General features: G+C 36.7%; 19 protein-coding genes. 10 read left to right on the forward strand and 9 right to left on the reverse strand.

The window, feature by feature from the left end:
- Positions 1-97 precede the first annotated feature (97 nt).
- Positions 98-1,390 (reverse strand): T9SS type A sorting domain-containing protein, encoded by a 1,293-nt coding sequence (locus ACKTTZ_RS15830; protein ID WP_034696068.1) that lies wholly within the window; start codon positions 1,388-1,390, stop codon positions 98-100.
- A gap of 195 nt (positions 1,391-1,585) precedes the next feature.
- Positions 1,586-2,392 carry a T9SS-dependent choice-of-anchor J family protein gene (locus ACKTTZ_RS15835; RefSeq protein ID WP_253317060.1) on the reverse strand — a complete coding sequence of 269 codons (807 nt, stop codon included), beginning with the start codon at positions 2,390-2,392 and terminating at the stop codon, positions 1,586-1,588.
- Positions 2,393-2,487: 95 nt separating this feature from the next.
- On the opposite strand from ACKTTZ_RS15835, the gene ACKTTZ_RS15840 reads away from it, so the two are divergent.
- The 9 genes from ACKTTZ_RS15840 to ACKTTZ_RS15880 all read left to right on the forward strand — a co-directional run bounded on the left by ACKTTZ_RS15840 (position 2,488) and on the right by ACKTTZ_RS15880 (position 11,974).
- Positions 2,488-4,593 carry a TonB-dependent receptor plug domain-containing protein gene (locus ACKTTZ_RS15840; protein ID WP_407846005.1) on the forward strand — a complete coding sequence of 702 codons (2,106 nt, stop codon included), beginning with the start codon at positions 2,488-2,490 and terminating at the stop codon, positions 4,591-4,593.
- A gap of 17 nt (positions 4,594-4,610) precedes the next feature.
- Complete coding sequence (locus tag ACKTTZ_RS15845; protein WP_407846006.1) at positions 4,611-5,726, forward strand: HmuY family protein; 1,116 nt, start codon at positions 4,611-4,613, stop codon at positions 5,724-5,726.
- Between the two features lie 13 nt (positions 5,727-5,739).
- Positions 5,740-6,618: an ABC transporter substrate-binding protein gene (locus ACKTTZ_RS15850; RefSeq protein WP_034696061.1), complete on the forward strand. Its 879-nt coding sequence runs from the start codon at positions 5,740-5,742 to the stop codon at positions 6,616-6,618.
- Positions 6,602-7,642 carry an iron ABC transporter permease gene (locus ACKTTZ_RS15855; RefSeq protein ID WP_034696059.1) on the forward strand — a complete coding sequence of 347 codons (1,041 nt, stop codon included), beginning with the start codon at positions 6,602-6,604 and terminating at the stop codon, positions 7,640-7,642. Before ACKTTZ_RS15850 ends, ACKTTZ_RS15855 begins: the two co-directional genes overlap by 17 nt.
- Entirely contained in the window at positions 7,642-8,415 is a 774-nt protein-coding gene (locus ACKTTZ_RS15860; RefSeq protein ID WP_407846007.1) for a heme ABC transporter ATP-binding protein, read from the forward strand. The genes ACKTTZ_RS15855 and ACKTTZ_RS15860 overlap by 1 nt, the downstream gene beginning before the upstream one ends.
- A 2-nt stretch (positions 8,416-8,417) precedes the next feature.
- Entirely contained in the window at positions 8,418-9,068 is a 651-nt protein-coding gene (locus tag ACKTTZ_RS15865; RefSeq protein WP_034696054.1) for a class I SAM-dependent methyltransferase, read from the forward strand.
- A 4-nt stretch (positions 9,069-9,072) separates the two neighbouring features.
- The gene (locus ACKTTZ_RS15870; protein ID WP_034696052.1) at positions 9,073-10,101 is read left to right on the forward strand and encodes a hemin-degrading factor; all 1,029 of its coding nucleotides are present in this window, start codon (positions 9,073-9,075) and stop codon (positions 10,099-10,101) included.
- 118 nt (positions 10,102-10,219) lie between these two features.
- Complete coding sequence (locus ACKTTZ_RS15875; RefSeq protein ID WP_034696051.1) at positions 10,220-11,092, forward strand: ChaN family lipoprotein; 873 nt, start codon at positions 10,220-10,222, stop codon at positions 11,090-11,092.
- Between the two features lie 246 nt (positions 11,093-11,338).
- Entirely contained in the window at positions 11,339-11,974 is a 636-nt protein-coding gene (locus tag ACKTTZ_RS15880) for a peptide deformylase (protein WP_051934330.1), read from the forward strand.
- Positions 11,975-12,011: 37 nt separating this feature from the next.
- On the opposite strand, the gene ACKTTZ_RS15885 is transcribed toward ACKTTZ_RS15880, so the two are convergent.
- The 4 genes from ACKTTZ_RS15885 to ACKTTZ_RS15900 all read right to left on the reverse strand — a co-directional run bounded on the left by ACKTTZ_RS15885 (position 12,012) and on the right by ACKTTZ_RS15900 (position 14,153).
- Complete coding sequence (locus ACKTTZ_RS15885) at positions 12,012-12,446, reverse strand: hypothetical protein (RefSeq protein ID WP_034696048.1); 435 nt, start codon at positions 12,444-12,446, stop codon at positions 12,012-12,014.
- A gap of 181 nt (positions 12,447-12,627) precedes the next feature.
- Complete coding sequence (locus tag ACKTTZ_RS15890; RefSeq protein WP_034696046.1) at positions 12,628-13,053, reverse strand: organic hydroperoxide resistance protein; 426 nt, start codon at positions 13,051-13,053, stop codon at positions 12,628-12,630.
- Positions 13,054-13,488, reverse strand: a complete 435-nt coding sequence (locus tag ACKTTZ_RS15895; protein WP_034696044.1) for a MarR family winged helix-turn-helix transcriptional regulator — start codon at positions 13,486-13,488, stop codon at positions 13,054-13,056.
- 32 nt (positions 13,489-13,520) lie between these two features.
- Positions 13,521-14,153: an NAD(P)H-dependent oxidoreductase gene (locus tag ACKTTZ_RS15900; protein ID WP_253317053.1), complete on the reverse strand. Its 633-nt coding sequence runs from the start codon at positions 14,151-14,153 to the stop codon at positions 13,521-13,523.
- Positions 14,154-14,430: 277 nt separating this feature from the next.
- On the opposite strand from ACKTTZ_RS15900, the gene ACKTTZ_RS15905 reads away from it, so the two are divergent.
- Positions 14,431-15,183, forward strand: coding sequence for an SDR family oxidoreductase (locus ACKTTZ_RS15905; protein WP_407846008.1), 753 nt, complete (start codon positions 14,431-14,433; stop codon positions 15,181-15,183).
- A gap of 6 nt (positions 15,184-15,189) precedes the next feature.
- On the opposite strand, the gene ACKTTZ_RS15910 is transcribed toward ACKTTZ_RS15905, so the two are convergent.
- From ACKTTZ_RS15910 to lipB, 3 genes are all read right to left on the reverse strand, one after another.
- Positions 15,190-15,501, reverse strand: a complete 312-nt coding sequence (locus ACKTTZ_RS15910) for a hypothetical protein (RefSeq protein WP_034696036.1) — start codon at positions 15,499-15,501, stop codon at positions 15,190-15,192.
- A gap of 70 nt (positions 15,502-15,571) precedes the next feature.
- Positions 15,572-16,531, reverse strand: a complete 960-nt coding sequence (locus tag ACKTTZ_RS15915; RefSeq protein WP_253317051.1) for a protein-glutamine glutaminase — start codon at positions 16,529-16,531, stop codon at positions 15,572-15,574.
- 467 nt (positions 16,532-16,998) lie between these two features.
- Positions 16,999-17,727, reverse strand: a complete 729-nt coding sequence (gene lipB / locus ACKTTZ_RS15920) for a lipoyl(octanoyl) transferase LipB (RefSeq protein WP_034696030.1) — start codon at positions 17,725-17,727, stop codon at positions 16,999-17,001.
- Between the last annotated feature and the right edge of the window lie 15 nt (positions 17,728-17,742).

The raw sequence follows: 17,742 nt of genomic DNA on the forward strand, positions 1-17,742 counted from the left end.
TTTAAGTTCTTTAATGAAGAAAAAATAAAAGGCGGTTTCAATATTCTGAAACCACCTTTTTTATTAGAAAAAATAGAAAGTATTAAAATAAAATAATTTATTTCACGATAAGCTTTTTCGTCTCAGAATGGCCACCGTAAGTAATTTTTACAAGATAATTTCCTGATGGAAGTGTAGAAAGGTTCAGGTCCTGCTTGTAGAATCCTGCCTGGTTCGTAAGTTCATCTGAATATACCTTTTTCCCGGTAAGATCATAAACTTCTACATTCCCTTTGTTGCCTGCTTTTTCTTTAACATCAAAAAGAACAGTTACTTTTTTATCTGCTGTGGTAGGGTTAGGATAAATACCAAAAGAGGCTTTTTTTCCTACTTCAGTAATTCCTAAGGTTTCCGTAATCTTTTTGTATTTAAAATACATGTTTCCTGTACTAGCTCCACCATTGGTAGTGAAATACATTCTGTAATAGTCGTTTCCTTTTTTAACGTAGTATACAACATCACTTTTTACAGTCCCGATTCCTTTCCATGAATGTCCTACAGTAGTAATAGCTGAAGAGAAACTTGTACTGGCAGGAATAGAATTGGCTGCTGTTTGCTGAGTTTCCGGCTGTACCATTGCTACTTTTACGTTTGGACTCTGGATAGCTCCGGAAAGAGGGTACATCTGTACGCCCATATAGAATGTGTAATATTTTGTGAATACAAAATCCCATGCTGTTCTGGAAGGTTCCAGACTAGGAACTTTTGCTCCGCTATCAAAAGAGAAATAGTTGAAATAAGAATCATCCGTACCGTTAGCCAGAGTTCTTGTTTCCGTAGCTCCCCATGATGTACCGTTCCATTTTGAATATCTGAAAGTATACCCTGCAAAAGCATCTTCAATAGCAAACTTGATATAAGTTCCAGAAGCATATTTTAAAACAAAAATAGCTTTCCCCTGAATATGGTGATTCATCGGGTTGTAAACTCCCCATCCTGTTGAAGGAATATTGGGGTTTGGAGAAGTCACAGGTCCCTGTTCAAAAGCTCCCTGGCTCCAGTCAGTAGTCTGATCCGGATTGTAAAGAGGTGCTCCCCATGAAGATTCATTACTGATATTGATATTATCCCAATCTGCTAAATTGGTAGAAGCAGTGAATACTTCAATATCTTTAGCATCATTGACTCTTGATCCAAAAGCATAGTTTGAGTTTCTATAAAAAGCAATATCCCAAGTATTGGCTGGCTGAGAAACCATATTACCATCTGCAAGATCTACAAACACACGGTTTTGGTATCCGCTCCCCATTGTCATATTTACCTGTGAGTATCCCAACGCGTCAGTCTGCGCCAAAACAGTCTGCTGAACAGACAATGCCAGTACTGAAGCCAATAATAGTTTTGTTTTCATAATTTATTTTTTAAATCCTTATTTAGAATGATTCCACAAAAATATATAATTATTTTTAATCAGTCTAAATAAAAACATGATTTTTATCGTGTTTTTATTTTAATCCTCATGATAAACATAGAAAATTGGGCATAGAAAAAGCCGGAAGGAATGATCCCGCCGGCTTTAAAAAGGCAAATAATAGTCTAATAAACCTTATTTTTTGATGAATTTTGATTGGATCAATTTTCCTTCTGCAGTTTCAATATTCATATAATATACTCCTGTTTGAAGCGTGCTGATATCAAATCTTTGTCCGTTCAGTTTTCCTTCCGCTGCTTTTTGTCCTGCTGCAGAATAGATCTGAATATTTTTAGGATCTTTTTTTACAATGAATTCTATTGCAGACTGATCAGAATTTAAGGCAAATCTGAAATTTTCTGTTGATTTATTGTTGTCTGATACGCCTAAAGAAGCCGTTGTGTTGTACACTACATTATCTACCTGGATTGCTACGTGAGTAGCTGTAGGTGTGAATTTAAATACAATGTATGAACCTGTGGATGCCGGAATATTAACACTGATATTCTGTACTGTACCAATAACAGATACATTAATAGGGCTTCCTACAGGAACGAAGGTTGACATATCTGCAGGGTTGGATGCTACTCCTATCTGAATGCTTCCCGGACCAGGAGATGGAGATACCAATGTAGTATCAAAAGTTAACGTTTTATTTCCTGTTGGAGTTTCAATCTGTGGAGTAATCAGATAAGAAGAACCTGTTGCATTGTTTCCTGCATACGACTGAACAAATCTGTTAGAATCTCCTGCTACAATCATTCTTGGAGGTACAGGAGGAAACTCACCCGTTATCGGTGCAACGATGGCAGACCATCCAAACTGTGGGAAAGTTGTGTTCCCAGCTGTAAAATTGTTGAAATTTTCATTGATGTTAGACACCTGAGCGTTCGCCGTTAAGGCTGTAAACATCAGAGCTCCTAAAAGTAATTTTAATTTCATGAGATTATTTTTATTTAGAATTATTCCACAAAAATATGTAATTATTTTTAATGAGTCTAAATAAAGTTTTATATTTGTCGAAAATTTGTACCCTTATGAAGAAGAAAGTGCTTTCCGTTCTATCATTATCCGTGGCCTTATGGGTAAATGCACAAGAAAAGGATTCTCTTAATCAAAAGAAAATTGAAGAAGTTGTTATTACAGGACAGTACATGCAACAGTCTGTAAACAAATCAATATATAAGGTTGAGGTTATTGATGCAGAGCAGATTAAAAATATGGCAGCTACAAATGTTGCCGAGGTTTTAAATCAAAGTCTTAATATACAGATTACCCCGGATTCCCGTTCAGGAAATTCTACAGCCAAGATTATGGGACTTAATGGTGATTATGTAAAAATCCTAATAGACAATATTCCGGTAGTAGGGGACACAGGGCTTGGGAGTAATATTGACCTTACTAAAATTGCTTTAAGCAATATCGAAAGAATCGAAATTGTAAAAGGAAGTATGGGAGTTGAGTACGGAAACGGCGCTGTTGCCGGAGTCATCAACATTATTACCAAGAAATCCAGTACTAAAAAGATTAGTGTAAGGGGCTCATTGCAGGAAGAAACAGTGAGAGATAATTATGATCTTAAGAAAAGAGGAAACGGCAGACACATTCAGAATCTTAATGTAGATTATAATATCAATAAAGAATGGTTTGCAAGCATCAATTTCAATCATAACCAGTTTATGGGATATGAAGGAGAAAGTAAAGGCTACAAGTATTTTGGACAGGATAACAAAAGAGGATATGAATGGAACCCGAAAGATCAGTACGATGCTTCTGCTTTGTTAAGATATACCAAAAATAAAACTACATTCTTCTACAAACTGTCTTATCTGAATGAAAAATTCAATTTCTACAATCCGGAGGTTAACAGAAATCCTCTTAATGATGGATTGGGTGGAGTTGTTTATGAGAGCAGAGACAAAAGATACAATACAGACCGTTGGGTTCATCAATTCAATATTCAAACCAACCTGGGGCACATCCGATACATGGGAGATTTCTCCTATCAGAATCAGGATAGAAAATATTACGACTACGTTTACGATATTCCCAACAGAACCATAAAAAGCCGTGAGGACGAAAAGTCTTATTATAAAACAGACGTTATCTACTCAAGAGGGATGTTCAGCAACTTCCTGGATAGTAAAGTTTTTGACTTTCAGTTAGGGTATGAGCTAGATTATACCAATGGTTATGCTTCTCAAATGGCCGGTGACTTCTTTGGTGAAGCGGTAAAGAGAAAAATATTTACCTATTCCAATTTCCTTTCTGCGGAATGGAATGTTTCAGACAAATTCTCTTTGAGACCGGGAGTAAGATTATCTCTTAGTGAGAACTTCAGCAATCAATACAATTACTCTTTATCCTCAAGATATAAAACTTCTGAGAATTCAAATCTTAGAGCAGTGGTAGGATCAGCCAACCGCTATCCTAAATATGAAGAGCTGTACACCTATTTTGTAAATATCAATCATGATGTACAAGGGAATCCCGATTTGAATCCTGAAAAAGGATTCTCAGCAGGCCTTTTCTGGAACCAGAATTTTGCAGTAGACAATGGCTGGAAAATCGCTTATGGAGTAGATGCATTATATCTGGATGTACGTGACAGAATTGAGTTGGTGATGATAAAGGAGCCTTCCACCTACAAATACATGAACATTAATAAATTTAAAAATCTATTGGTTACAGCTAATGTAGATTTCAGAAAAGATCAGTTTGCTTTGTCTTTAAGAGGATCTGTAAGCGGAACATCAGTATCGATGATTGATTTAAAATCTTCTTCCCCTACAGACTTCCAGTATTTGGTGCAGGCAGGCGCTTCAGCAACCTACAAACTGAAAAGTACCGATACCAATTTTGCCCTTTATTATAAGTTCACAGGTCCGGACAGAATTTATGTATCCGATGGAGCAAACGACTTCCGTCTTGGAAAAGTAGATAGCTTTCATATGATGGATTTCATTGTGAGCCAGCCTTTCTGGAACAAACATTTTGAAATTTCCGCAGGAGTGAAAAATATATTCGATGTAACAAGATTAAACTCTACAGCAGTGGCAGGCTCAGCCCATACTGCAGCGAATGGTTTTGTTAATTTATTCTATGGCAGAAGCTATTTTGCCCGATTAATGTTTCAATTTTAAATAATAAAGTTACTATTATGAAGTATCTAAAAATATTATCTGTTCTTTCTATCATGGCTGCCACACAGTCTTGTTTATCTGCAGACGAAGATCCGGTTTCGGTTCCTCCTATGACAGGATCAGAAGTAAGTGTGCAAGTTGGCGGTCCTACAGAACCTAATCAGGTTTGGATCGATTTAAGTGATTATACCAATCCTGCGGTCAACAGCAGAACAGACTGGGATCTTGGTTTTTACAGTGGCGATGCTTACAGGGTGATTATGAACGGGTCTCTTGCGATGACAGTGATCAAAATACCCAATGCTTCAGACATCAGTAAAGTAAAGGAAACTGATATTTCAAGTTTAAAAGACATTGCTCAGGTAGGAACATTTGATGCTGCGAACATGAAATATGTTGACAATCCGAACGGAGACTTCTTAAATCAGACATCCGGAATTGATCCAATCAAAGAAAATGATGCTGATAACCCTGTCTATCTGATCAATCTGGGAAGAGAAATACCTTCTGCAGCCAATATCGGAGCTGGTTCTGTTTCATTGTCCGGTGATCCGAGAGGATGGAAAAAAATTCAGATTCTGAGAGCACAGAATGGATACAAAATCCGTTATGCCGATGTGAATGCGACAGGAACAGATATCAAAGAATATCTTATTACCAAAGATACAGAATACAACTTCTCATTCTTCAACCTGAAAACAGGAACTCCGGTAAAAATTCAGCCAAAGAAGAAAAAATGGGATATGGTGTTTACCACATTTACCAATGAAGTATTCATGGGACCTACAACAAGTGCAGGAAGTTATTTCTATGCTGACTTTGTAGCAACCAATACTCTTAATGGAGTAGGAGCTTATCAGGTAACGGTTACAGGAAGCCTTGATGCTGCTTATAACGCATTTAAACTGAAAGATGTAGAGCCTGCAAAATTTGTTTTCAATGACCAGAGAGCAATTGGTGATAAATGGAGAACCACTACCGGTACGGCATCCAATCCTGTTCCTTTTGTGTATGCAGACCGTTTCTTTGTATTGAAAGATGCTGAAGGTTTTTATTTCAAGCTGAGATTCAATACCATGAAGAATACAAAAGGTGAAAGAGGATACACCAATTTTGAATTCGAACCTTTATAAATAATAGTATATCATGAAAAAATTCATCCTTGCAGCTTCTGTTCTTGTAGCAGTATATTCTTGCAAAAAAGCAGAAGCAGGAGCAAAAGAAAATACAACGGAAGCGACTTCTGAAGCACCAAAAACCAATAATAAAATAGTAACTCTAAACGGAGGAATTACTGAAATCGTAGCTGCTTTAGGCCACGAAAAAGAAATCGTTGCAACAGATGTTACCAGTACTTATCCTGCTTCTTTAAAAGCTACAGCTAAAGATTTAGGACACATGAGATCAATGACGATTGAGCCGATCATGGCTGTAAACCCTACTTTGATTCTGGCTTCAGATAAAGATATCAACCCTGAATTAATGGGAAAAATTAAGTCTTCAGGCATTAAAACGGAAGTTTTCAAACAGGAATATACGGTTGACGGAACTAAAAAACTGATTGAACAAGTAGCAAAAGCGATCGGAAATACAGATTATCAGAAATTAAATGATAAAATTGATGCCGATTTGAAACAGGTACAGCCTATTGCTAAAAAACCAAAAGTATTGTTCATCTATGCCAGAGGAAATATGCTGATGGTAAGTGGTAAAAACACCCCAATGGCTTCATTGATTACCCTTGCTGGCGGAGAAAATGCAGTAACTGATTTTGAAGATTTCAAACCATTGACACCGGAAGCAGTTGTAAAAGCTAATCCTGATGTATTATTCTTCTTCGAAACTGGTCTGCAGGGAGCAGGAGGAAACGAAGGAGCGCTAAAAATGCCGGGAGTATCTCAGACCAATGCAGGTAAAAACAAGAAAATTATCGCAATGGACGGAGGTTTAGTATCAGGTTTTGGACCAAGAGTAGGAGAAGCAGCAGTAGGATTAAACAAACTTTTAATTGAAAGCACAAAGTAAACTATACTTTTATCTTATTATAAGTGCAGTACTGCTTGCCATTATAGCAGTACTGTCACTTAATACAGGCGTTTATGATTTTGGAGAAAAATCTCCGTTCAGGGCGCTGTGGCAATTTATAAAAGGAGATTCCGGTTTATCACTCAGTGATAAATATGTGATTTGGGACGTAAGAGCAGCCAGAATTATCATGGCGATTTTAGTAGGAAGTATGTTGTCGGTTTCAGGGACAAGTCTTCAGGGACTTTTCAAGAATCCTCTGGCAACGGGAGATTTAATAGGACTTACATCAGGAGCAACGTTGCTGGCAGCTATTGCGATTGTTTTAGGAGGACATTTCAAAGAATATCTTCCTGAAGCTGTACAATTTTCACTGGTAGGAATAGCAGCTTTTATAGGTTCTTTTTTATCAATGATGCTGGTCTACAGAATTTCAACAAGCGGAGGAAAGACAAATGTAGTCATGATGCTGCTTACCGGAGTTGCCATAACGGCTATCGGGTTTTCGATAACCGGATTTTTGATCTATATTTCAAAAGATGAGCAGCTCAGAGACCTTACTTTCTGGAATTTAGGAAGTCTGGCAGCCGCTACATGGACGAAGAATATCATTCTGGCCATTGTTGCAATTATTGCTTACATTATTTTACTTCCAAAAGGAAAAGCATTGAATGCAATGATGCTGGGAGAGAAAGATGCACAACATCTGGGAATTAATGTGGAAAGACTGAAAAAACAGATTATTATCATCGTGGCGTTGATGGTTGGAAGTTGTGTGGCATTCTCAGGAACCATTGGTTTTGTAGGTCTTATTGTACCTTATATTTTAAGATTGCTATTCAAATCCAATTACACTTTTATTTTGCCATTATCGGCAATGTGCGGAAGCATTTTGTTATTGACAGCAGATACCTTCAGCAGAAGTATTGTGGAGCCATCCGAACTACCGATCGGAATTTTAACAGCCTTAATGGGAGGCCCTATTTTTATCGCTATTTTGGTTAAATTTAAAAAATCACTGTAATGATCAAGGCACACCAGATTAATTATAAACATAAAGAATTCAGGATTCTGGATGGGGTAGATGTCTCTCTGGAATACGGTGAATTTCTGGCCATTGTAGGACCCAACGGAGCCGGGAAGTCAAGCCTTCTGAGCGTACTGGCAGATGAAGTGAAATCCGGCAATAACAAAGTTTTGTTTAAAGATAAACCTATTAAAGAATGGAATATCAAAGAACTTTCAAAACACAAAGCAAAGTTTTCACAGCATAACAGCAACGATATTCCGCTTGAGGTAAAAGATGTGATCATGATGGGAAGGTATCCGTATTTCGATGCCCAACCCGGAAAAGAAGATCTGGAAGCCATGAATAATATGATGTACGAAACCGATATTTTTCATCTGAAAGAAAGAGAATACAATACCCTTTCGGGAGGAGAAAAGCAGCGTGTACAACTATCAAGAGTAATGGCTCAGCTTGAAAATGATATCGCCCACAAACTGGTTTTTCTGGACGAACCATTGAATAATTTAGATATAAAACATCAGTACAAAGCATTGGAAATTATCAAAAATTTCACCAAAAAAGCCAACAGTGCTATTGTTGTTTTACATGATCTGAACCTTACTGCACAGTTTGCAGATAAGATTTTATTAATGAAATCAGGACAGGTTTCTGCCTATGGAACTCCAGAGGAAGTTTTTACGGAAGAAAATATCAGCAATGCCTATAATTTTCCCTGTACCATCTGCGGACACCCTATTACCAATAACCCAATGATCATTTTTGGATAACCATGGAAAAAGACGAACTCAAAATCCTCGCACAGAATCTTGCCAATCCTCAGGGAGAAAAAGGGATCGAGATTGGTGAAATGATGAATGCTACCAACATCAGCATGACGTTAGAAAGCATCAAAACACTTGTGATAGAAGATGAGCAACAGATTCTTGAAATAGGACACGGAAACGCTGCCCATCTGAAAAGCTTAATGAGTCTTGCTAAAAACCTCAGATATACAGGAATTGATATTTCTGAGACCATGCACAATGAAGCTAAAAGGCTCAATAAAGAATTTGAAAGTGAAGCAGATTTTGTTTTGTATGAAGGCAAAAGACTTCCTTTTCGGGATCGATCTTTTGATAAAATATTCACCGTAAACACGGTCTATTTCTGGGAAAATCCGGTAGAATTTCTAAATGAGATCTACAGAGTTTTAAAAGATGACGGAACTTTCGTTCTTACATTCGGACAAAGAGAGTTCATGGAAAAACTACCGTTTACGGAATATGATTTCACCTTGTACAGCAACAGTGAAATGGAAGAGCTGGTCTCCAAAAGCCAATTTAAAAGAATGAAAACTTCTGAAAGAGAAGAAGAAATAAAAAGTAAAACAGGAAACGAAACAATACGAAGAATTTATACAATTTTAACCATAAAAAAGTAAAGTAATGAGCACATTAGTTAATGATTTAAAGGAAAAATGGGAAGCTCTGAAAGCAGAAAATCCACATATCAGAATAAGAAATGCAGCAGCACAGTTAGAAGTAAGTGAGGCAGAATTATTGGCAACAAGCATTGGAGAAGGCGTTACTGTCCTGAACCCGGATTTCCAGGGAATCCTTACAGAAGCTGAGCAATTAGGAAAGGTTATGGCTCTTACCCGTAATGATGAATGTGTTCATGAAAGAAAAGGAACTTACCTGAACGGAGATTTCAGCAGTCCTCATGCACAGCTTTTTGTGGGTGAAGATATCGATCTTAGAATTTTCCTTAACCACTGGAAATTTGCTTTTGCAGTATTGGAAGGAGAGAAGAAAAGCCTTCAGTTTTTTGGAAAAGATGGTCTGGCACTTCACAAGATTTATCTGACAAAAGACAGTAATGAGGCTGCTTTCGATGCTATCGTAGAGAAATTCAAAGCAGAAGATCAGAATCAAGTACTTGTTTTTGAAGCAGTAGCTCCAAAACAGGCTGAAAAAGCTGATTCAGACATTGATGTGGAAGGTTTCAAAAAAGCATGGACAGAATTGAAAGATACTCATGATTTCTTCATGATGACCAGAAAATATGGAGTAAGCAGAACGCAGGCATTAAGATTGGCTCCGGAAGGATTTGCAAAGAAAATTGATAACGCTAAAGTAGTTAACATTCTTGAAGATGCTTCTGAAAAAAATACACCGATCATGGTTTTCGTTGGAAACAGAGGAATCATTCAGATCCATACAGGAAATGTGAAGAAAACACTTTGGCACCAGCAATGGTTCAATGTGATGGATCCTGATTTCAACTTACACCTTGATGTAACGAAAATTGCTGAAGCATGGATCGTGAAAAAACCAACTGAAGACGGAGAAGTAACGGCTATCGAAGTATTCAACAATGAAGGAGACTTCATCGTTCAGTTCTTCGGAAAAAGAAAACCTGGAATTCCTGAGCTTCAGGAGTGGAAGGACCTTGTAGCCGCATTAGAGAAATAATAATTAGATGATTTGAATGGGACCGTTTTGTTTGTAAAATTCAAAGCGGTCTTTTTTATGACAAGTGATCTGCAGCTACCAGAATATTTGTGTAATTTGGGATTAAATATAAAATATAATGAAGAATATTTTCATAGCGATACTTTTTGCCGGTTTCTGTTCATTAAAAGCACAGGACTTAAAAGCGTATCAATTTTATGATAAAAAAGGAAAAGAAGTAAAGACGGAAAAGCTGGTAAAAGAATTGGCAGATTATGATGTGGTCTTTTTTGGTGAAAATCATAACAGTTCTATCAATCACTGGCTTCAGCTTAAAATTACAGAAGCGTTGTTTGCAAAGAAGAATGGTCAGCTGATCCTAGGAGCAGAAATGTTTGAAAGAGACAATCAGGCGCAGCTGGATCAATATTTAAACGGAAAGTTTGATGCTAAAACGTTGAAAGATTCTGCCCGTTTATGGAACAATTATGCAACTGATTACAAGCCTTTGGTGGATTTTGCGAAAGATAAAAAGCTGAATTTTGTTGCTACCAATATCCCAAGAAGGTATGCCTCTCAAACCGCAAAAGAAGGTCTAGAATCCTTAAATAAATTAAGTGAAAAAGAGAAAACCTATATTGCCCAGCTGCCTATCAAAGTGACTTTAGACACTCCTGGATATCCGGAAATGAAAAAGATGATGGGAGATCATGCAGAAGGAACCAAAGTGATGAATTTCATTTCAGCTCAGGCTACAAAAGATGCTACAATGGCTGAATCTATCCTGAAAAATTACCAGGCGGGAAAAACCTTCATCCACTACAACGGAAATTATCACAGCAAAGAATTTGGAGGAATCTATTGGTACATCAAACAGAAAAACCCTAATCTGAAAATGGCAGTAATCTCCGTTTTTGAATCGGATGATCCTGAACTAAAAGTTCCAGCCAAAGATTATATCCCGACAGACTTCAATCTGATTATTCCGGGAGATATGACGAAGACTTTCTAATTTTTTACAAAAGTGTCATTCTGACGAAGGAAGAATCTCACTGTTAATTAATTATAAGATTCTTCACTACATTGCATTCCTTTCAGAATGACAAAAATCAATTACTTACATTTCAATAGGAACGGGCTTTAGCCCGTTCATTTTTTTATATCAAAATTCCATTGGCTTTAGCCAAAACTTAAAATTCATCGGTAAATAAATTATTTTCACTCCACAATATTTACCTTTGTATTACATTCAAAAAATATGAAGAAATTACCCATTCTGCTGATCTTTTTTATCGGATTGTTCAATGCACAAAAACTGACTTCCAATGAACTTTCAATCATCAATCAGGGAGACGTAAATAAGGCGTTACCAATTTATCAGACGACGGATAATAATCAGCATCAAACATTGCTGAACACTTCTTCAGAAGCAGATCCGCTTGACCCGAATACAGCTGTTCTGGTAAAAAGAATGAAAGAATCTCTTCTGTCAACAGATGGTGGAGTAGGCATTGCGGCTCCTCAAGTGGGAATCAATAGAAAGATCATCTGGGTACAGCGTTTTGATAAAGAAGGAACTCCGTTGGAATATTTTATCAATCCGGTAATTGTTTGGCGATCTGATCTTCAGAACCTCGGTCCTGAGGGCGATTTGTCTATTCCTGATTTCAGAGATCAGTTCTACAGAAGCAAAGTTATCCAACTGGAATATGTGGATTTGAAAGGGCAGAAATATTCAGAAATTGTAGAAGGTTTTACTGCGGTGATTTTTCAACATGAAATAGACCATCTTTTCGGAATCCTGATTTCCGATAAAAAAGAAAAAGAAAAAAACGATTCTTATAAAAAGGTAGATGCCTATCAGAAAAGTGATGTAAATAAAGACAGGAGGTGATGATGAATGATGAATAGATTGAGTAGGTTTCTGTTTTCTATCCATATTTTATAATAAAATCTTCTCCGTCTTCATAAGCTGCAGGATCTACATAAGTAACTATTCCTATATCAGATTGTAAAAGTTTTTTAAGCTGATCGAAATACATATCCCTTTTCTCTTCAGTTGTATCCATTGTTAGGCTCATGATAAGCCTGTCATCATCTGTAATGTTGGCACCCACCATTATTCTTTCCGGATTATCATGGTATTTATTCCAGTAAAAAGTTTGGTCAAGGGCAGGGTTTTCGATGAAATAACCAATCATTTCGTCCTCTGTTTTAAAAATATAATCTCTGTCGTGCCTTGGGTAAGTATAATTGAGATTTAATTTTTCATATCCGGGAATGAACGTATTCAAAACCAGATCAATCGTCTTTCTTGATTTTTGCCCTGCATACACCTGGCAAACAATATCTATAATGATTTCCATTATGTAAAAATATTCAATAATGATGAATTATGAATAAAATTCTTAACCATTATAAGCATATAAAAATATCCTCAATCATCTGCGCCATCTGCGAAATCTGCGGGAAAATAAAAAAAAATAAAAAGGAGCTGTTTCCATGGAAACAGCTCCTTTCGTTATAACTATGCTTAAAAAAATTGGATTAATCGTTGTTGGTTACTGAAAGTTTCACCTCCATATTATTTCTGGTAGCATTAGAATAAGGACAAATCTGGTGTGCCTTTTCTGTCAAAGCTTGTGCTTCTTCAATAGAAACTCCAGGGATGTTCACATCCAGTTCTGCTGCCAGTCCGAAACCTCCATTCTCAAGTTGGCCTATGCTTACCTGAGCGGTTACTGTAGTTTCTCCGGTTTTTACTTTAGAAAGGCTGATGACTCTGTTCAGAGCGCTATCGAAACATGCAGAATATCCTGCTGCAAAAAGCATTTCCGGGTTAGCAAAATCATCATTGGCTCCTCCTAAACCTTTCGGCATTCTTACGTCAAGTTCCAATACTCCGTTTTCACTTTTTACATGTCCGTTTCTGCCTCCTTGAGCAGTAACCTGAGTGGTATATAATGTTTTCATTTATTTTTCTATTTTGTTTAATATTTTTAAGACTGTGTCTTTAAGGTGCAGCAGCTCTTCCGGTTGTATTCCCAGTTTTTCCTGGATTTTTCCCGGAATTTCACAAGCCTTCTGCTGAAGCTGTTTTCCAGCTTCATCTAAAAATACTTCAACCACTCTTTCGTCCTCTTTTTTTCTTTTTCTGATGATAAATCCTTTAGACTCCAGTCTTTTAAGAAGAGGGGTTAAGGTACCACTATCCAGAAACAGTTTCTCTCCGATATGAGTTACCGTAAGTCCGTCACCATCCCATAATATCATCATCACAAGGTACTGCGGATACGTAATACCCAGCTCATCAAGAAAAGGACGGTAAAGCCCTGTAATCTCTTTGGCAATTACATATAATGGGAAGCAAATCTGGTTTTCTAGTTTGGGTGTATTCGGATTTTCCATAATTTTTGAGTACGAAAGATTCGATGAAGGTATTACTTTTTTATGATAAATTCATCCATTGGAATTCTGACTTTTTTCATAGAAGAAAGCCAGTCATTAGCTTCGTCACGGTATCCAAGATATAAAAGAGTCACACTTTTTAATCCCAGTTCTTTCAATCCCAGTACTTCATCCACCACAGCATTGTTGAAACCTTCTGCAGGAGTACTGTCGATTTTAAGTTCTGCAGCCTGTGCAAGAGCAATTCCTAAGGCAATATAAGTCTGACGGGCAGTGTGGGCAAAATGCTCTTCAGGAGTCTGTGCTCCGTACATTTTTTTGATGGTGTCCGTATAGCTGCCGAAACGTCCTCTCGGAAGGTCTCTTACATCGGTGTGATAATCGTAAACTTTGTCAATTTTTTCATTAGAATAACTGTCCCATGCTGCAAAGACCAAAACGTGAGAAGAATCTCTCATTACTTCAGGGTTTAAAGCACCTGCTACCATTTTCTCTTTCAGTTCCTGATTTTCTACTACAATAATTCTGAACGGTTGTAGTCCAGATGAAGTAGGAGCCAGTCTTGCTGATTCTAAAATAGTATTAAGGTCTTCCTGTGAAACTTTTTTGGTAGGATCATAAGCTTTTACAGCGTGTCTCCAGTTTAGATTTTCTATTAATGACATTTTTATTTTGTTTTTAAATTAAACTACTTTGAGTTTTATCACTTCTATTTGAATGTTGAAGTAAATTAACAGTACAAATGTACACTCAATTTAATTGTGTGCAATTTAATTTTGAAAGATTTTATTGATGGCAATTATTGATAAACTTTAAAAAGGTAAAATAATGAAGAGAGCAATGAGAAATTTTTAGTTTCGGTTTTAATCATTTCAGCATGATTCGGATTTTTTCAAAGCCTTTGAATTCCAATCTTTGCCATAGAATTTTAAACTAAAAACAATGCAGAGATTTAAAAACAAAACCGCTTTAATTACAGGAGGAACCAATGGAATGGGTTTGGCTACCGCTCAGAAATTTATAGAAGAAGGAGGAAGAGTCATTATTACAGGCAGAAGTGAAGAAACAGTGAATAATGCTTTGGAAAAGCTTGGAGAAAGTGCTTGCGGAATCGTATCCAATGCAGGAAATATAAAAGATCTGATGAATCTTCAGCAGAAAGTCAGAAAATATACAGAACATATAGATATGGTCTTTGCCAATGCGGGATACGGAAGATTTGCTCCAGTGGAATATGTAGATGAAAATCAGTTTGATGAACTCTTTAATATGCTGGTAAAAGGACCATTTTTTACTGTACAGCAGGTATTACCACTGATGAAAAGCGGAAGCTCTGTTATTTTCAATACTTCCGTGGCAACGGATATTGCGATGCCTAATTTTTCGGTGTATTCTGCTGCAAAATCTGCGGTGCAGTCATTCATCAAAACTTTTTCCGTAGAACTTACAGAACGTGGAATCCGTGTGAATGGAGTAAGTCCCGGACATATTAAAACCAATATTTTTAATAATACAGGATTAACGGGAGAGCAGATTGAAAGTGCTATTGATGATATTATTCCGACAATCCCTTTTAAAAGGCAGGGCGAACCGTCAGAAATAGCCAATGTAGTTCTGTTTCTGGCTTCAGAAGAAGCTTCATACATTCATGGAGCTGAGATAAAAGTAGATGCCGGGATTTCTGTGATCAGATAATCCGGATTATTTGACCTCTTTAATTTCTTTGATGATATTGGTTTTATTTTCAATACCGATATTATAGGTCTTACCTTTTTTAAAGCTTTGGGTTGCTTTTTCCATTAGGCTTTTGTATTCCGGTGATTTTTTAGAGAGATAAAAAACCTGTGCACTGATTCCAATAGCGACACGCACCACTTCATTCGGTTTATCAGGATCTTCCATGATGTTGGAAATAGTGGCATTATTGTACCATGTCAAGTTCTGTGAACTGGAGTTACCGGAACAGGATGTAATCATAATAAATAGTAATAGTAAATAGGACCAGGCTTTCATAATAAAAGAGATTAAGTAAAAAAGCTCCTGCAATATATCAAAATATAGGCAGGAGCTCTATATAAATTAGTTAAAATCCACAGCTTGCTACACTAGGTGCAGGGGAAGGAGAACATCCTGAAAGGGATGAGAATATGTTTAATACACAGTTGGTATTTACATAATTGTTATCATATAATAAAGATCCTGATGGACTTCTGTAGTATACGTTTCCTGCGGTATTGGCATAAGAAGAAACAGAAGCAGATCCACAGCTAGTATTGGTACATGCAGCTCTCCATGCAGTGTCAGTTACAGGTCCGCTGGAGAATAATGATGGGTCAATGATTCTTTTTTCAACAATTCCTGAAGCATTTTTGAAGCTTACCAAAATGGCTACGTGATATACCCATGAAACACAGCATGTTCCTGTAGAAGCTCTTAAGTTACCATATACGAATTGCTTTTCACAATCGTAACCTGCATTCAAAAGGATTTGTCTCATTTTGTGCGCTCTTGCATAGCATCCATCCACAGGATATCTGAATGTGATACATGGTGAAGATGCAGTAGAAGTTCCACAAGACTGGTTTTTGATCTGAGTGAATAAGCTGTTCAGTGTTGCAAGATTAGGAATAACGCTTACCGCTTTTTTGCTGTCACCTCTTTCTTCTTTGTTAAATACTGATTTGAAATAACGGATGTCATCAGCTGTTGCTTTTTCAACCTTTGCAATTTCATTAGAATTGGCCTTCAAGAAAACCTGAACAGGCGTTTCATTTTCTACAGCTTCTTTGATCATGGAGATAAATCCCGCATTTTCTTTGGTATCCTTAATTTGATAAGGTTGTGCAGAAACCATAAATGAAACTTTAAATTTTCCTTCCTCTTTTTCTATCCCTACCGGAACAGTTTTGCCGAAGTCTTTCATTGCGATTTCGTTAGACTCTTTAGCAACAAGATTAGGATCCTGATTGGCACCTGAATCCGAGCAGGAATTAAATGACAGTACCGTCACGAATACCATCATGGATAACAGAAATTTTTTCATAGTTTTTATATTTTGTGGTTAATTTTCAGTGAACTTTATAATGGTGATAGTTCACTATTTTGTGATATTAAAAGTAATAAAAATTAAAATATGTGCAAGAGTTTTTTTGAAAAAAATAAATTATTCTGCTGTTTTATTGGTTTAATGATAGTGAAAAAGGTGGAAAAATGATGATTTTTATAGGGATATTCAGAGAAAATAGAAAATTTTTAAAATGGTGAAATCCGTTATTTTTTGCGACGGGAATACAGATGTTTTAGTACGTATCTTTACTCGCTTTGTCCATTCCGTAGGAATCTAAACTCTTATTTTATCCTCATTCCTTATCACAAGCTTTCTGTGTCTGGATTCCTGCGGAATGACAAACGTTGTGGATAGTCTAAGTGAATAAAAATAACATTATCATAAAACTAAAAACCCGGTTCCAACTATTGAAACCGGGTTTGTTATATTGTAAATAAACTTGACTATTTGTAAATCAATTCTGCCTGAAAAACATCAGCGAAATGTTTTCTGATCTTTGCTTTCAGTTCTTCCATTTCTTCTGGTGTCAATTCTCTTTCAAGTTCTCTTTTCAAAGAAGTTACCTGCTTGTCTTTGATCCCACATGGAATAATGTATTCAAAATAACGCATGTCGGTATTCACATTCAAAGCAAAACCATGAAGAGTTACCCATCGGGAAGCTTTTACTCCCATCGCACACATTTTTCTGGCGTAAGGCTTTCCTACATCCAGCCAAACTCCTGTTTCTCCCGGAGAACGTTCTCCTTTAATACCATATTCGGCAATGGTTCTGATGATCACTTCTTCCAGATTTCTCATATATAAATGAATATCCGTGAAAAAGTTTTCAAGATCCAGAATAGGATAACCTACCACCTGTCCGTAACCATGATAGGTAATATCTCCGCCACGGTTTACTTTCACGAAAGTAGCATCAATTTCTTTCAGTTTATCAATACCGGCAAGCATATTTTCTTCATGCCCACTTTTTCCTAAGGTATACACATGAGGATGTTCTACGAAAAGAAGATGATTAGGCGTAGTGGTATGCTGTTCTGCAGGAAGATCTCTGTTTTTTATTTTGGTGTCAATGATGTTTTTCATCAGCTGTTCCTGATAATCCCAGGCAGGCTGATATTCTTTGACTCCTAAGTCTTCAAATTCTACTGCTTTATTTTGATTTGTATTCATTTCAATTTTTGATAT

This window comes from Chryseobacterium sp. KCF3-3, assembly GCF_045865955.1.
Classification (GTDB): domain Bacteria; phylum Bacteroidota; class Bacteroidia; order Flavobacteriales; family Weeksellaceae; genus Chryseobacterium.

Bases quoted from the DNA above. Each gene is read 5' to 3' on its own strand.
- ACKTTZ_RS15900 (WP_253317053.1), bottom strand. From the start codon at position 14,153: ATGTCATTAATAGAAAATCTAAACTGGAGACACGCTGTAAAAGCTTAT.
- ACKTTZ_RS15905 (WP_407846008.1), top strand. From the start codon at position 14,431: ATGCAGAGATTTAAAAACAAAACCGCTTTAATTACAGGAGGAACCAAT.
- ACKTTZ_RS15850 (WP_034696061.1), top strand. From the start codon at position 5,740: ATGAAAAAATTCATCCTTGCAGCTTCTGTTCTTGTAGCAGTATATTCT.
- ACKTTZ_RS15840 (WP_407846005.1), top strand. From the start codon at position 2,488: ATGAAGAAGAAAGTGCTTTCCGTTCTATCATTATCCGTGGCCTTATGG.
- ACKTTZ_RS15915 (WP_253317051.1), bottom strand. From the start codon at position 16,531: ATGAAAAAATTTCTGTTATCCATGATGGTATTCGTGACGGTACTGTCA.
- ACKTTZ_RS15845 (WP_407846006.1), top strand. From the start codon at position 4,611: ATGAAGTATCTAAAAATATTATCTGTTCTTTCTATCATGGCTGCCACA.
- ACKTTZ_RS15870 (WP_034696052.1), top strand. From the start codon at position 9,073: ATGAGCACATTAGTTAATGATTTAAAGGAAAAATGGGAAGCTCTGAAA.
- ACKTTZ_RS15890 (WP_034696046.1), bottom strand. From the start codon at position 13,053: ATGAAAACATTATATACCACTCAGGTTACTGCTCAAGGAGGCAGAAAC.
- ACKTTZ_RS15830 (WP_034696068.1), bottom strand. From the start codon at position 1,390: ATGAAAACAAAACTATTATTGGCTTCAGTACTGGCATTGTCTGTTCAG.
- ACKTTZ_RS15860 (WP_407846007.1), top strand. From the start codon at position 7,642: ATGATCAAGGCACACCAGATTAATTATAAACATAAAGAATTCAGGATT.
- ACKTTZ_RS15835 (WP_253317060.1), bottom strand. From the start codon at position 2,392: ATGAAATTAAAATTACTTTTAGGAGCTCTGATGTTTACAGCCTTAACG.
- ACKTTZ_RS15885 (WP_034696048.1), bottom strand. From the start codon at position 12,446: ATGGAAATCATTATAGATATTGTTTGCCAGGTGTATGCAGGGCAAAAA.
- ACKTTZ_RS15895 (WP_034696044.1), bottom strand. From the start codon at position 13,488: ATGGAAAATCCGAATACACCCAAACTAGAAAACCAGATTTGCTTCCCA.
- ACKTTZ_RS15880 (WP_051934330.1), top strand. From the start codon at position 11,339: ATGAAGAAATTACCCATTCTGCTGATCTTTTTTATCGGATTGTTCAAT.
- ACKTTZ_RS15865 (WP_034696054.1), top strand. From the start codon at position 8,418: ATGGAAAAAGACGAACTCAAAATCCTCGCACAGAATCTTGCCAATCCT.
- ACKTTZ_RS15910 (WP_034696036.1), bottom strand. From the start codon at position 15,501: ATGAAAGCCTGGTCCTATTTACTATTACTATTTATTATGATTACATCC.
- ACKTTZ_RS15875 (WP_034696051.1), top strand. From the start codon at position 10,220: ATGAAGAATATTTTCATAGCGATACTTTTTGCCGGTTTCTGTTCATTA.
- lipB (WP_034696030.1), bottom strand. From the start codon at position 17,727: ATGAATACAAATCAAAATAAAGCAGTAGAATTTGAAGACTTAGGAGTC.